At 37.4% G+C, this 14443-nt stretch carries 11 protein-coding genes; 7 read left to right on the top strand and 4 right to left on the bottom strand.

Features of this window, described 5'->3' with window-relative positions; translation table 11 throughout:
• Nucleotides 1–6: 6 nt before the first annotated feature.
• The 4 genes from ACMX3D_RS05735 to ACMX3D_RS05720 form a co-directional block, all read right to left on the bottom strand.
• On the bottom strand, nucleotides 7–1344 hold the full coding sequence (locus ACMX3D_RS05735; RefSeq protein ID WP_482750489.1) for a TRAP transporter large permease: 1338 nt from the start codon (nucleotides 1342–1344) through the stop codon (nucleotides 7–9).
• Nucleotides 1328–1882 carry a TRAP transporter small permease subunit gene (locus ACMX3D_RS05730; protein ID WP_482750488.1) on the bottom strand — a complete coding sequence of 185 codons (555 nt, stop codon included), beginning with the start codon at nucleotides 1880–1882 and terminating at the stop codon, nucleotides 1328–1330. The genes ACMX3D_RS05735 and ACMX3D_RS05730 overlap by 17 nt, the downstream gene beginning before the upstream one ends.
• Before the next feature lie 30 nt (nucleotides 1883–1912).
• On the bottom strand, nucleotides 1913–3382 hold the full coding sequence (locus ACMX3D_RS05725) for a pentapeptide repeat-containing protein (protein ID WP_482750487.1): 1470 nt from the start codon (nucleotides 3380–3382) through the stop codon (nucleotides 1913–1915).
• Between the two features lie 368 nt (nucleotides 3383–3750).
• The gene (locus ACMX3D_RS05720) at nucleotides 3751–4449 is read right to left on the bottom strand and encodes a pentapeptide repeat-containing protein (RefSeq protein WP_482750486.1); all 699 of its coding nucleotides are present in this window, start codon (nucleotides 4447–4449) and stop codon (nucleotides 3751–3753) included.
• 790 nt (nucleotides 4450–5239) lie between these two features.
• On the opposite strand from ACMX3D_RS05720, the gene ACMX3D_RS05715 reads away from it, so the two are divergent.
• The 7 genes from ACMX3D_RS05715 to ACMX3D_RS05685 all read left to right on the top strand — a co-directional run bounded on the left by ACMX3D_RS05715 (nucleotide 5240) and on the right by ACMX3D_RS05685 (nucleotide 14419).
• The gene (locus ACMX3D_RS05715) at nucleotides 5240–5401 is read left to right on the top strand and encodes a microviridin/marinostatin family tricyclic proteinase inhibitor (RefSeq protein ID WP_482750485.1); all 162 of its coding nucleotides are present in this window, start codon (nucleotides 5240–5242) and stop codon (nucleotides 5399–5401) included.
• Nucleotides 5402–5805: 404 nt separating this feature from the next.
• A complete protein-coding gene (locus tag ACMX3D_RS05710) occupies nucleotides 5806–6792 on the top strand; it encodes an MvdC family ATP-grasp ribosomal peptide maturase (protein WP_482750484.1) in 987 nt (328 codons plus the stop codon).
• Nucleotides 6793–6834: 42 nt separating this feature from the next.
• Nucleotides 6835–7812 carry an MvdD family ATP-grasp ribosomal peptide maturase gene (locus ACMX3D_RS05705; RefSeq protein WP_482750483.1) on the top strand — a complete coding sequence of 326 codons (978 nt, stop codon included), beginning with the start codon at nucleotides 6835–6837 and terminating at the stop codon, nucleotides 7810–7812.
• Nucleotides 7813–7895: 83 nt separating this feature from the next.
• Nucleotides 7896–9965, top strand: coding sequence for a patatin-like phospholipase family protein (locus ACMX3D_RS05700; protein ID WP_482750482.1), 2070 nt, complete (start codon nucleotides 7896–7898; stop codon nucleotides 9963–9965).
• 92 nt (nucleotides 9966–10057) lie between these two features.
• The gene (locus tag ACMX3D_RS05695) at nucleotides 10058–10462 is read left to right on the top strand and encodes a hypothetical protein (protein ID WP_482750481.1); all 405 of its coding nucleotides are present in this window, start codon (nucleotides 10058–10060) and stop codon (nucleotides 10460–10462) included.
• A 151-nt stretch (nucleotides 10463–10613) separates the two neighbouring features.
• Nucleotides 10614–12617, top strand: coding sequence for an ABC transporter ATP-binding protein/permease (locus ACMX3D_RS05690; RefSeq protein ID WP_482750480.1), 2004 nt, complete (start codon nucleotides 10614–10616; stop codon nucleotides 12615–12617).
• Nucleotides 12618–12736: 119 nt separating this feature from the next.
• Nucleotides 12737–14419, top strand: a complete 1683-nt coding sequence (locus tag ACMX3D_RS05685; protein ID WP_482750479.1) for a GUN4 domain-containing protein — start codon at nucleotides 12737–12739, stop codon at nucleotides 14417–14419.
• Nucleotides 14420–14443: the final 24 nt, after the last annotated feature.

Raw genomic sequence — 14443 nt, 5'->3', positions numbered from 1 at the left:
ACGATGTTAACTTCCCAAAGAAGGTAAAAAACTGACAATTTGCGGGAATACAATAATTAACAATACAACCAACAACTGAAGCAGAATAAATGGTATGACACCACGATAAATATCAGATGTGGTAACTTCTGGAGGTGCAACACCGCGCAGATAAAATAAAGCAAAGCCAAAAGGTGGTGTTAAAAATGAAGTTTGCAGATTTGCACCTAGCACTACACCATACCAAACTAAATCAATACCTAACTGCTGGGCCACTGGTACAAACAACGGTATCACAATAAAAGCAATCTCAAAAAAGTCAATAAAGAAACCAAGGATAAACACCACAACCATACTGACGGCTAAAAAGCCGACTTTACCGCCAGGAAGATTGGCGAGGACATCAAACATAAATTGATCGCCATTTAATCCCCGGAATACCAAACTAAAAGCTGTCGAACCAAACAAAATAAACATCACCATACAGGTGATTCGCAAAGTAGTATCACAGACTTGACGCAGAGATGCCAAAGTAAGTTGACGGTTAGCCGCAGCCAATGCGATCGCACCTACACAACCAACTGCACCTGCTTCTGTTGGGGTGGCAATGCCAAAAAAGATACTACCTAATACCAGTAAAATCACGATTAAAGGCGGCAACATCACCTGCATTACCCTTGTTCCCAAAGCTTTACCGCCAATTTCCCGAACTTCCGCAGGCAAAGCTGGTGCGGCATCTGGTTGTAAAAATGCCACAATTAGCACATGGATCGCAAAAGCACCTGCCATCATCAAGCCGGGAATCACCGAACCAATAAACAAATCTCCTACAGATACACCGAGTTGGTCGCCTAAAACTACCAAAACCACACTCGGCGGAATAATTTGGCCGAGAGTTCCTGATGCTGCAATCACACCCGTAGCTAATTGTTTGTTGTAGCCGTAGCGCAGCATAATTGGCAGAGAAATCAAACCCATCGCTACCACTGTGGCGGCTACCACACCTGTAGTTGCAGCCAGCAGCGCTCCCACCAACACCACCGCTAACGCCAGTCCACCCCGCAAGCGTCCCAACAAAATCCCCATCGTTTCTAACAGCCGTTCTGCTATGCCAGATTTCTCCAGCATTGACCCAAGAAAGATAAAGTAAGGGATAGCTAAGAGGGTGTAATTAGCCATAATGCCAAAAATCCGCTGGGGCATAGCGGTGAGAAATATCGGGTCAAATACATCCAAACTAATTCCCAATAAGCCAAATAAAATCGCCACACCACCCAGCGAAAATGCTACGGGATATCCCAGAGATAACAACACTAAAGCACCCGCAAACATCATTGGCCCCAGCCATTCATAAGCCAGTGTCACGTTGTTCCTCCCCAACTTCTAGCCTGCCTTGGAGAATTGCCCAGTTTTTAATTGCCTGAGAAATTCCCTGAAAAATGAGCAATACAAAAGCGACAATAATCATCGCTTTAATTGGGTAGCGCGGTAAACCACCAGGATCAGGGGAATTTTCCTGAATCTGCCAAGAAGCAATGATTGTATCCCAGGAAAAAATTATCACCATCACGCAGAAGGGAATCAGGAAAAATACTGTACCTATCAAGTCTGCCAAGGCTTTGCGCCGACGTTGCCAATTACTATAAAAAATATCGACGCGGACGTGTTCATTGTGCTTGAGAGTGTAAGCTGCCCCCAGCAAAAACACTAAATCGAAAATATACCATTGAGCTTCTATATAAGCGTTGGAAGTGAGGTTACTGCCACTAAATCGCCCCAAATATCGCCCGACAACATTCCATACCCCAAGTATGACCATGACTAGCACTAGCCAACTGGTAAATCGACCGATAAATTCAGTACAGGTATCAATAATTTTTGAGATTTTTAAGAGTTTCTCCATATGAAGTATGAAGTTTTATTCTTCTGTTTTCTAACTCGATTGTCGCCAGTGTGTGGGGGCTTCAATATCATCAGGTAGACGGGTTGTGCGATCGCCTACTGCCATGCCAATCTGTTGAGAGTCTAAATTTTTTACCCCGGTGAGAATTGCGCCTTCAAGTTTGACATCACACAGGTTTGTGCCATATAAATTCGCACCGATGAGGTTAGCGCCAGCCAAGTTGGCTTCATATAAAATTGCCCGATTCAAGTTAGCTCCCATGAGGTTGGCTTGATGTAAATCAGCTTCTGTTAAACTCGCCTCGGTGAGGTTGGCAAAGAAGACTTCTGTTTGTTGGAGTTTGGCAGCATTTAAATTTGCTCCAGAAAGGTTAGCGCCATTCAAATTGGCTCCTTGCAAGTTAGCGCCAATTAGTCCAGCTAGATGTAAATTAGCTTTACCCAACTTTGCCCCTTGTAAATTAGCCAAAAACAGCTTTGCGCCGGAAAGGTTAGCAACTTTCAATGTTGCCCCTTGTAAGTTGGCTTTATAAAGATTTGCTCCTTGCAAGTTGGCTGTACGCAGACTTGCGTTTTGAAGATTAGCCGCACGCAAGTTTGCCCCACAAAGGTTTGCTCGATTTAAGTTAGCCCCTTGTAAGTTGGCTTCCCGTAAATTCGCTTTTAGTAAATTGGTTTCATAGAGAATTGAGCGAGTTAGTTTTGCACAGTTCAGGTTCGCGCCAGACAAGTTAGAACCGCGCAAATCTGCTCCGGAAAGGTCAGCACCGCGTAAATCTGCTCTTTCTAAATTGGCTCCTAGTAGATCTGCTCGCCTGATATCTATGTTACGTAAATCTAGTTTTTGACTTTCCAACTCTAATAAAGAATTACGCCTACCAATGATTGTCAGTGCGGCTTGTACATCCCGGCGAATTTTGGGGGCTTCTTCATTGCTATTAAGTTCTTCGTGTTTTGTAGTCAGCGCCCGACTTTTTGGTTTACCCCAATATATTGGTTGTGAATCTTCTTTGATGAGTTCGGCTTCTGTTTTAATCCCTGTATTCTCCCGCACAAAAGCCGCGAGGATTTCCATAATTGTCCAGTGTTCTTTGGGAAAATCCTGAGCAATGCGTTCTAGAACATAAATTGCACCGATGCGAGTTTCAATTCTTTTATGACCTAGTTGCGTGATCGCAGCCATAAATCTGTCTGCAATCAACCTATCTTGAGAAATTTGAGCATTTTGCATACTCACTTCGACATTCTTTTCCGAGGCGATCGCATTTTTCTGCATTGCCTCTGCACGTTTACCTGCATAATAGGCATTAATCATGACTGCCAATCCTAAAAACATGATTGCAGTTGTTGTTAATGCTTGCGTTCTATATTGCATTTGCTGCGGAATTGATAACTCCTGTTTATTGGAGGCAGCAAAAACAATTATATTCAGTGCGATCGCGAATATAACTGTCGTACCTATCAACCAACGCAATATTTTGTCTGTCTTATTTGCAGACATAGGAGTAATATTCCTCACAATACAGAATTATTACTTAGAGATTTGCACGAGTATAACATTTCGCCAAAATTTTGAATATGCCGTCGCTAATTTTCATTGATGTCACTATCATTACTTAAAATCGTCTTTGTAATGATACTTTGACAATCAAGATTAAATAGTTCATTTTTTCTTTATACTTAGGAAACTTTCATCCTGATTAGTAAAGGCATCAAGCCTTCTGCTTCTACTTTATGCTTTCATTAACTGAATATAGCTGTAATTAATAGTAATTTCGCGGAAATCAATCAAATTGCCAGCAGAGTCAAGTAAATCATTGAAGGCTCAAAGTTAGGTAGAAAGCTTACTCTGAATTCTACTGTTGTACTTTATTCAGCATTTACCATCGCTTGTCCGGAAAATTTTGCCTCTCGGAAATTAGCTCCATCAAAGATAGCATCTTGAAGATTAGCTTGATACAAATTAGCTAGATAAAAGTTCGCTCTGCTCAGATTTGCGGTTGTGAGGTTAGCCTTAGACAAATTAGCAGCACTGATAATTGCATTTGAAAGGTTCGCACCAGTCAAGTTAGCCTCAGATAAGTTTGCTGCACTCAAAATTGCACCAGTCAGGTTGGCACCAGCAAGGTTTGCACCTGATAAATTGACTTGGTAAAGATTAGCACCAGCGAAATTAGCTTCACTGAGATTTGTGTTTCTTAAGTCTGTATAACTTAAATCAATTTGTTCAGATTCTGAGGATTTTTGGGTGTGTATTTTACTGATAACACTCAAAGATGCCTGAATATCTGGATGAATCTTGAATACTGGAATAGCCTGACATTCCGTGTGCGTTTTATGAGGAGCATGTTCACGCACAAAAGCAGTGAGGATTTCTATTATTTCCCAATTATATTGGCAATAAGACGTTGCTAATTTTTCTAATTCTAAAATTCCCGCTAATCTTTTCTCGACTGTTTGATGATATAGCTGTTCAACTGCCATCATTAAATGTTTTTTGATGCTGGCTTGAGAAACATAAGGCTGTTTTGCTTGGCTGTAAACTATCCCAAGTATGATATTGATCAATAAATTCCTATTCCTTGAATATTTTTTGGCTAGATTCCAAGTATTTATTATATGCATGAACTTATAAAGGTCTAAATAACATATTTATTTGTCTTATTGTCCATGCATTGCGCAAATTTCGTCATTCGTAAATATAATGATTATTCCCAGCTAATGGTGAGAAAATATCACCATATGTAGAGTAATAAATTAAAGTAAATACTTTGAATATTTTTTACACTTATTTGTTACATAACTTTTTATCTCAGTTAAGTATATTATGGTTTAATTGACTATTTTATACATAAGTGCCACTTAATTTTTGTTAAGGGCAGAACGTAAAAAACCTACACCTGTCAGGGTTGGGGGGTTAGGTTTCATGTTAGTTTTTCCACATAACATGGAAAGTCAGGTCTAATAATGTGATAAAAGTAGAACTTTACATCTGGTACTTTTTACCTGATATTTTGGTGTAGTGCGGAGTGTCACTCTTAAATTTTTACAAATAAAATTATGATTGCTATATAAAATTCCTATTTGATTCTATCCTTTTCTCTGTTACCGACTTCCACAAATAATTCAGGACTCAAATTAGCATACTTATATTTTGATATTGATTACTTAATATTGCTAATTATTAAATATTTTTTTGCTTAAATGTCTTAACTGTCCAATTAACTGTCTTAACTGTCTTAACTGTCGTAATAGCCTTAACATATTTACTTATTAACTGTCTTAACTGTCCTTGCACACATATTTAATTACTGGTATATATTTAATGGCAAAAACAGTTTCCGTCAGGAAAAACACCATGTCTACAAAGACAGTTAAAAAAGCGAACGTTGCAGTAGTACCATTCTTTGCGCGTTTCTTGGAAGCACAATCTGCTGAAGGTGAAGGAACAGAAACTCCTTCTGTTCCATTTCCTTGGACTTTCAAGTTTCCTTCAGATGCAGAAGACGCAGCATCGTAGTCTTCATCTGTAGTTAAGGAAGTAGCTGTGATTTATTGAAGAATCCAAAAGTCAGAATTCAGAAATCAGAATGAATTAGTGGGGTATTCCAACCCGTCACTAAATTTAGCTGGCTAAATTTTTAATTTAGTGGAGGTATTAAACCCTTGCAATTCATCCACCAGTTGCACAAGCAGCTGCTCTATGTCTATATACTGAATTCTAACTCCTGACTTCTGAATTCTATTGAAATAACTGAAAGCTACTCTTGGGAAGTCGATCGCTTTCATATTACCTAAGACATAACATGGAAGCGATCGCGTTTCCTACATCCCTTACTTCTTCCGCAAGCTGGAGATATAGCCAGGAATTTGTTTAGTATTTCTTAATATTTACCTCTTAAAAATTATCAGGCAAAATATTTTATGCACCTGTCTCGTGATGTTGTATTATTAATCACCCATAGTGGTGATTTCTTTACAATAGATAGAGTAGCAGAAGCCTTGTCAAAAAAAGGGGCGCAACCATTTCGTCTAGATACTGACAAGTTTCCTCTAGAACTACAGTTAACAGCACATTTTGACAAGGTTAAAAGCTACCACACCATAGAATACAACAACCACTCTATCAGCACAGAACAGGTGCAAGCTGTATGGATGCGCCGCATTTGGGAACCACAACTGAGTCAAGAATTAGCACCACAGTTCCGAGAAGCTTGTGTGAGAGAATCACAAGCAACATTAGATAATTTTTGGGACAGCCTCAAAAAAGCTCGTTGGGTAGATGATTTAGAGCGGATAAATTATGCAAATAACAAACTGCGTCAACTAAGAATTGCATCTGAAGTAGGTTTTGTTATTCCTCAAACTCTTGTCACCAACAAAGCAGAAGCAGCACGAGAGTTTTTCCAGCAAGTCAAGGGAAAAATGGTGAGCAAATTACTAACTCCACTTTCCCGCAGTATGGAATACACCTCGTTCTTTTTGTACACCAGCATCGTCCAAGCAGAAGACTTAGAAGATGCTGAGTCTCTGCGCTACTGTCCAATGGTTTTTCAAGAGCAAATCCCGAAGCAACAAGAATTACGGGTGGTGTATGTAGATGGTAATGTATTTGTGGGAGCGCTAAATGCAGATGTATATGCAGCAGCCAAAGTTGATTGGCGTAAACCTGGTGTTGAGGTTGGTGCATGGCAACATCACCAGCTTCCTGATGAAGTAGTTCGTCGTCTGCAAGCTTTTATGGGTAAATTTGGGCTTTCATTTGGCTCATTAGATTTTATCCTCACACCATCAGGCGAATACGTCTTTTTGGAAAATAACCCCGTAGGTGAGTGGGGAATGTTAGAGAAAGATTTAGATTTGCCAATTGCAAGTGCGATCGCAGATACCCTACTTCAGAGAAAAGATTAATAAATATATTTAATATTTCACACTTCATAATTCATACTTTTTATGACAGTTTTAATAGTTACTTTTAGCAAAGACAACGAAAGCATTCCTTTAGTCATCAAAGAAATAGAGGCTAGAGGAGAAAAAGCATTTCGGTTTGATACAGATAGATATCCTACTGAAGTCAAGCTAGATATTTATTCCGGTGATACTGAACGAGTAATTATTACGGATGGCGAACAAAAACTCGATTTGAGTGAAGTGTCTTCAGTTTGGTATCGGCGGATGCGCTACGGACAAAAAATTCCCGACTCAATGGATAGACAATACAGAGATGCCTCAATTAACGAATGTCGCGCCACGATTAGAGGAATGATTGCCAGCCTGCCAGGATTCCACTTTGATAAAATGTCAAATGTGGATCAAGCTAATAATAAGCAACTACAGTTGAAAGTTGCAAAAAAAGTTGGACTTTTAACTCCACGTACTCTGACTTCCAACAATCCCGAAGCCGTCAAACAATTTGCTCAAGAGTGTCCGCAAGGCATCATCACCAAGATGCTTTCTTCCTTTGCTATTTATGATGAGCAAGGGCGAGAAAACGTTGTGTTTACCACTCCAGTTACAAACGATGATCTGGAGAATATGGAAGGGCTGTGTTTTTGTCCGATGACGTTCCAAGAAAACGTGCCGAAGGCGCTGGAGTTGCGCACAACTATTGTGGGACACCGTGTATTTACAGCCGCAGTAGACTCCCAAAGCTTAGAAGGCTCTACTTACGACTGGCGCAAAGAAGGAAGAGCTTTAGCCAAGAATTGGCAACCCTACACCTTGCCAGAAGATATTGAGAAAAAGCTGCTCAAATTGATGGTTGAGTTTGGCTTAAACTATGGAGCAATTGATATGATTGTTACCCCTGATGGTCGGTATGTATTCCTCGAAATTAACCCAGTCGGGGAATTTTTTTGGCTGGAGATATATTCACCCTACTATCCTATTTCGCAGGCGATCGCCGAAGTATTGTTAACTAATAAAAATTAAGTACAGAGTATTGATTTGTTATTAATATTTAAACATCTATTTTTAATTACCAATTATTTTATTTATTTGGAGTTTAAAATTTTGTGACCAACCAGCTACATACTCAATTAGTTTTGACATTTGATGGCATAGATGATTATATAGACTTTGGCAGAAAGGATATTGATGGTGTTTTTGCCCAAGGAAGTTCAGCCTTTACAGTTTCAGGATGGATCAATCCTCATCAATTAACAAATAAAGCTACTAGCTATGGAACGCGTAATGTATTTTTTGCCCGTTCTTCAGACCGATATAGCGATAATTTTGAGTTCGGTATCAGTGAAACAGGAAGCTTAGATATCTTTATTGATGAAACTGTTAGCAAGGGTATCAAAACCTTCGGCCAAGGAGAATTAACAATAGGACAATGGCACTTTTTTGCCATTGTTTTTGATAATGGTCAACTAACCGTGTACCTTGATGATCATGAATACAATGATTCTCTGAGAGGTTCATCTTTAAACAAAGCCACAAGTGCTATAACTCTGGGTGCAACTTTACACAAACAAGTATATTTCGCCGGACAATTAGCTAACATTAGCGTTTGGAATTATCCTTGTACTCAAGAACAAATTCAGACTCATCGTTGTGGGCTAATAGTTGGGAATGAAGCAGGATTAGTAGCTTACTGGAAATTAGATGAAGGCCAAGGAACAACGGTTAAAAATCAAGCAGGAGATTCCCATGAAGGAAAATTACGTGGTAATCCAACTTGGGAATTAGCCCAAATTCCATTTGCAATCCAACCATTGTATCAAGAAGAAATTTCAACTGAAACAGCAACTATTTCTCCAGAAGAAACACTAACCACAACTACAACTTTATTAGCAGCAACAGTACCATTAGCCAGCAACGACGAAGAACAACCACAAGAAATTCCCCAAACACAAACTAACAACGAAGAAGCTGATAGTATCCTAAACCTGATAACTCTCCCGCTACAAATTGAAGAACCCAAAATAGAACAACCTAGTCAAAGCGAAGTTCCAACCAATATTCACGCAGCAGAAGTACAAACACTCTCTCAGCAGGAACCACAAGAAACTATGGAACAGACAGCTAAACCCAAATATAAAATACTTGCTATTGATGGAGGCGGTATCAGGGGTATTATCCCAGCGCTTTTATTAGCAGAAATTGAAAGGCGGACACAAAAGCCGATATATAGTTTGTTTGATTTAATTGCTGGTACTTCCAGTGGTGGAATTCTAGCCTTGGGACTCACTAAACCCCGATTAAGTTCAGAACAATCTGATCACCTGTCGCAAGCTGAATACACCGCTGAGGAGTTACTGCAACTATTTCTTGAGTATGGTGTAGAAATATTTTATGAGCCATTCTTTGAAAGAATACTTGGCCCCATAGAGGATATATTTCTCCAACCAAAATATCCAGCCAAAGGCAGAGAAGAAATTCTCAAGCAATATTTTGGTCACGCATCTCTAGAAAATAATCTCAAAGAAGTTTTTGTAACTAGCTACGATATCGAGCAACGAATTCCCATATTCTTTACAAATCAACTGCACAAACAACAGATCGAATCTAAAAATTTTCGCAAATTGTGTGGAGATTTTTCCCTCTTAGATGTAGCATTAGCAACTAGTGCCACTCCATCTTATTTTGCTCCCCATCGCATTCCAACTTCCCACAATACCAACGGCTTTTATACTTTAATTGATGGGGGAGTTTTTGCTAATAATCCAGCCCATTTAGCTATTATCGAAGCACAAATTAGTAGTAAAAAAGAAACCAACAGAGTTCTCAATATCGAAGATATCTTAGTAGTTTCTTTAGGGACAGGTTCGCTGACGAGTGTCTACCCTTATAACGAAGTCAAAAATTGGGGACTCTTGCAATGGGGTAGACCACTTTTAAATATTGTGTTCGATGGTGGTAGTGAAGTGGTGTCTGGAGAATTAGAACGGTTGTTTGAACCTAGCGATACAGAAGCTAAAAGTTCTTACTATCGGTTTCAACCATTTTTAGATGAGGAACTAGAAGAAATAGATAACATCAAACTCAAAAATACACGTCAACTACAAGCTGTAGCCCATCGAATGATTGCTGAAAACAGCGAAAAAATCGATGAATTATGTAGTCTTTTGTTGGGCTAAATGCAAATGAATAATTTCTGTTTTTCAGAAATTATTCGTCAATTTCTTAGTCATGTTTTCACCTAAAATACAAGGATTGATAGGTAAGTAAAATGGATGAACTAGTCAAAAAAATTGCTGGTTTAGGTCTTCCTGGCATACTTTTCGTGATTGCAACGGCTTCATCAGGAGGTAGTGTCGCTGCCGTTGTTGCCTTACTTTCATCATTAGGCGGGCCGTTGGGACTATTGGGTGGTTTAGGTCTGCTTGGACTAGTAGGCGTTTTAACAGAATATATTACAGGATTTGGCATTGAAAACATTCTCAAACTTATTTATACAGAACGTAGCAAAACTGAATCTGTGAGATTTCTGCTCAAAGAAATTCAAGATTTACCAATTACAGATGAGCTAAAACTCAAGCTCAAAAATCATATCAACCCAGTAGTTGTTACTGAATCTGACGAAGGTACATCTCCGAAAACAATCGAAATTGTTGATGAGGAACCAGTAACCTAGTACATTTGATTGGATACCCATAGCTCCCTTTTTTCATGGGGAGCTAAAAATCTTTAATATCTAAAACTAAAAATGGCCTCTGAGTCAACTTAATTCTCAAAGGCCATTTCAAACTGACTAGTTTAATTAAGAACGGCTACATTTTGAAAACATGCAAACTTCATCTGTACGTGAGCAAAAAATAACAAATCCTTTTTCAGTGTTGGCTCAATTTTGGGAGGATGTGAAAGTAGTTGCTCAACCTTATTGGTATCCAACAAAAGCAGAAGGAAGAGCATTTGCAGATGTGATTCGTTCATGGGGAATGCTCATTCTCTTATTATTATTAATAGTTGGAGTTGTAGGTGTAACTGCCGCTAATAGCTATTGGAATCGTTATGTAATTGATATTGTTATTGAAGAGAGAAACCTTGAAAAATATAATAGCACGTTATGGCTATCTACTCTCATTGTTGTAGTGATAGTCATTTTAGTAACTGCTTTAAGATATGTCCGAAAAAAAATAGCTCTTGATTGGTACAAATGGCTAAATAATCAAATTTTAGAAAAATATCTGAGCAATCGAGCTTATTATAAAATCAATTTTAAATCTAATATAGATAATCCTGATCAACGCCTATCCCAAGAAATAGAACCGATTACTAGCCTGGCTGTGAGATTTTCAGAGACTTTTCTAGAAAAAGTTTTGGAAATGGGAAGCTCTCTGATAATTTTGTGGTCAATTTCTTGGGATATTGCCATTTATTTGGTTATTTATACAATTATAGGTAATCTTATAGCTATTTTCTTAAATCAAGCAATAAATAAAATTAATCAGGAAGAAATTCAATTTAAAGCGGATTTTGCTTATTGCCTAACTCATGTTCGTAATCACGCTGAATCAATTGCATTTTTTCAAGGAGAAGCGGAAGAATTAAATATAATTCGACGCAGATTTAATAATGTTCTGACAACTGCGGAACGCAGGATGAATTTTGAAAAAGGACAAGATGCTTTTGGGAGAGCATATCAATCTGCGGTTGGTATATTTTCGATGTTTATTCTCACACCTTTATTTCTGCAAGATCAAATTGATTATGGAGAAATAAATCAAGTTAGTGTAGCTTGCTTTATGTTTTCTAATGCTTTGGGTCAACTAATAGGTGAGTTTGGGGCTTCAGGGCGATTTTCTAGTTATGTAAAGCGTTTAGCTGAGTTTTCGGATGCTTTAGACGCTGTTAGTAAACAACCAGAGAATATCAATACTATTCAAGTCCTAGAAGAAAAACGTTTAGCTTTTGAGAATGTCACATTAAAAACGCCAAATTATGAGCAGGTGATTGTGGAAGATTTGTCACTTGCTGTTCAGCCAGGTGAAGGTTTATTGATTGTTGGCCCTAGTGGTAGGGGTAAAAGTTCATTATTGAGAGCGATCGCAGGTTTATGGAATGCGGGAAATGGCCGTCTGGTGCGTCCTCCTCTGCAAGAAGTGTTATTCTTACCCCAACGACCTTACATAATATTGGGTACTTTGCGCGAACAGTTACTGTATCCGCATACAGACAGAAAAATGAGCGATCGCGAACTTGAACAAATCTTACAACAAGTTAATCTGCAACACTTGCTTACCCGTGTAAATGGCTTTGATACAGAAGTTCCTTGGGAAAATATATTGTCTTTAGGAGAACAACAACGCCTCGCTTTTGCGCGACTATTAATTACACATCCTAGTTTCACGATTTTAGATGAAGCAACAAGCGCTTTAGATTTGAATAATGAAACTAATTTGTATCAACAGTTGCAAGACACAAAAACAACTTTCATTAGCGTTGGACATAGAGATAGTTTGATGAATTATCATCAGTGGGTATTAGAACTTTCACAAGAATCTAATTGGCGACTTGTTTCTATAAAAGATTATCAAAAGCAAAAAGGAATTACCATCGAACCATTACCAAAGGAGCAAATCACCATAGATATTTCCCCTAAAGATGAATTCAAACAAAGAACAGCCACAATTGTAGGTCTTTCTCATGAAGAACTGAAAAAATTAACAAATTATTCTCTTAGCACAATCAAAACTAAGGCTAGTCAAGAAAAGCCGATTACTACTAAGGATGGTGTGACTTTCCACTATAATAAAGACCCGCAAGTGTTGAAATGGGTAAGAAATTAGGTATGTTCATACTTTTCAAGATTTTATCCTTTTACCATACCAATTTATTTAGTGCCTTTTAAACTGGAATTTGAAATGGCTAAATAGTTAGCAGCTACTTATATTTTTTAGAATCAGTGATGGGAGTTAGACAGCACAAACAACTAATTACTTATGAATCTATTACGATTTATGATAAGAAATATAAATTTCCGATTCTCAAAAATTCCAAATTAAATAAAGTTCAAAAAAAAATTAGAAAATGCCAAAACTTAATAAAGTCAGGTAATAAATCTCATTCTTATGTTTGGGGAATCATTAAACGCCAACAAAAACTTAGTCAAGGAGAGATTTTAGCAGAGGTAAAATTATTAATTAGAGATTACACTCAACTGCTTGATTTTTTAGAAAATTACAAAGATAGTTATCAAGATTTTTTATTAAAATTTATAGATGACTGGAAAAATCTGTTTAACCAAAAATATCTAGAAATCAGAAAAATTAACGAAGAAAGAAATAAGTTAGAAGTCAAAAATCATCATAATCCTCAAATTATTGAAAAATTAACCTGGGAAAAGGAAGAAAATTTAAAATCCATTTTACTGTTAAGTAATACTAATCTTTTAATTTTAGAAAAAGTAAAATTGCTGAGTGAGGGAATTAAAGATTTAGCAGAAGATACTAAAAATCAAAAGTACGCTATTCAGCAAATAGTTAAAGATATAGAGGTATATCAAGAGATTTATGAATATCAAATTAAAGCTACAAAAATTCGTCAAGAAATAGCAAAAATAGCTGAAACAGCAATTAATCTGGAAAACTCTCTGCAAGATTACTTTAGTCCGTTTCAATCTTTAATAGATGAGGTAGTCAAAGTAGATGCAGATTTTTACGCAACTGTAGGAGAAATTCAAAATTTAGCAAGTAGTACTTTAAATGCGCAATCAGATTTATTAACAATACAAGATACTCATCAAATTTCTCATAATATCCTCAATTTGTTAGTGGCAAGTTATGAGAAAAAAGATAGGTTACAAGAGGCTTTTTTCCAGGCACAGTTATTAGATGAGCAAGTTTATAATTTTGATTTAAGCAGAAATGAAATAACTTTAAACCAAGCGATTTGCTTAATCTCTGATTATATGTCTACACAACTGGTTGCGCAAAAAAAAGTACTAGGAATAGTAGAAACAGATGTTATTTCTTCTCCTGCTCAACTTGCTGCTGAAAAAATAGAATTAGTAGAACCAATTTATAATGATATTGAGTTTACCAAAGAATTTAAATTTACTACAGCTATTGATTACAGTCAATTACAAAATCTGCTGGCACAACACAAGTGGCAAGATGCTGATATTGAAACTGCAAAATTAATGCTGCAAGTTATGGGTAAGTATGATTGGCATGAAGTTTATAGAGAAGATATTCTCAATTTTTCTTGTGAAGCTTTTCATAAAATTGATCAACTTTGGCAACAATACAGTCATGGTTATTTCGGCTTTAGTATTCAGCAAAGTATTTGGGCTGAAATCGGTGGACAAGTAGATTACGAAACAGAAAAGAAACTTGGCGATCGCTTAGGGTGGCGAAAGGAGGGAAATTGGTTAAAGTACGACCAACTAACTTTTAATTTATCTCCAACAACACCGATGGGACACCTACCAGTCACATGGTTACACTATAACGAAGATATTGTTGACATATTTCCCCAATCATCAGCAGAATCATTATCAATGGCAGCTTGGCGAGTCGGTTCTTGGCTAGTATGGCAGATGCACTTATTTTTTACTCGTGTGAATGTTTGTAATGAAAATAATTTATAAATTAATTACAAACTATTTAATCCT

This window comes from Anabaena sp. TISTR 8404, from assembly GCF_056847745.1.
Note: the sequence above shows the minus strand (reverse complement) of the source record. Positions and strands in the feature narration are given on the sequence as shown.

What these genes read in the sequence shown, in the direction of transcription:
- ACMX3D_RS05730 (WP_482750488.1), bottom strand. Translation starts at nt 1,882, where the DNA reads ATGGAGAAACTCTTAAAAATCTCAAAAATTATTGATACCTGTACTGAA.
- ACMX3D_RS05725 (WP_482750487.1), bottom strand. Translation starts at nt 3,382, where the DNA reads ATGTCTGCAAATAAGACAGACAAAATATTGCGTTGGTTGATAGGTACG.
- ACMX3D_RS05715 (WP_482750485.1), top strand. Translation starts at nt 5,240, where the DNA reads ATGTCTACAAAGACAGTTAAAAAAGCGAACGTTGCAGTAGTACCATTC.
- ACMX3D_RS05710 (WP_482750484.1), top strand. Translation starts at nt 5,806, where the DNA reads ATGCACCTGTCTCGTGATGTTGTATTATTAATCACCCATAGTGGTGAT.
- ACMX3D_RS05705 (WP_482750483.1), top strand. Translation starts at nt 6,835, where the DNA reads ATGACAGTTTTAATAGTTACTTTTAGCAAAGACAACGAAAGCATTCCT.
- ACMX3D_RS05695 (WP_482750481.1), top strand. Translation starts at nt 10,058, where the DNA reads ATGGATGAACTAGTCAAAAAAATTGCTGGTTTAGGTCTTCCTGGCATA.
- ACMX3D_RS05690 (WP_482750480.1), top strand. Translation starts at nt 10,614, where the DNA reads ATGCAAACTTCATCTGTACGTGAGCAAAAAATAACAAATCCTTTTTCA.
- ACMX3D_RS05685 (WP_482750479.1), top strand. Translation starts at nt 12,737, where the DNA reads ATGGGAGTTAGACAGCACAAACAACTAATTACTTATGAATCTATTACG.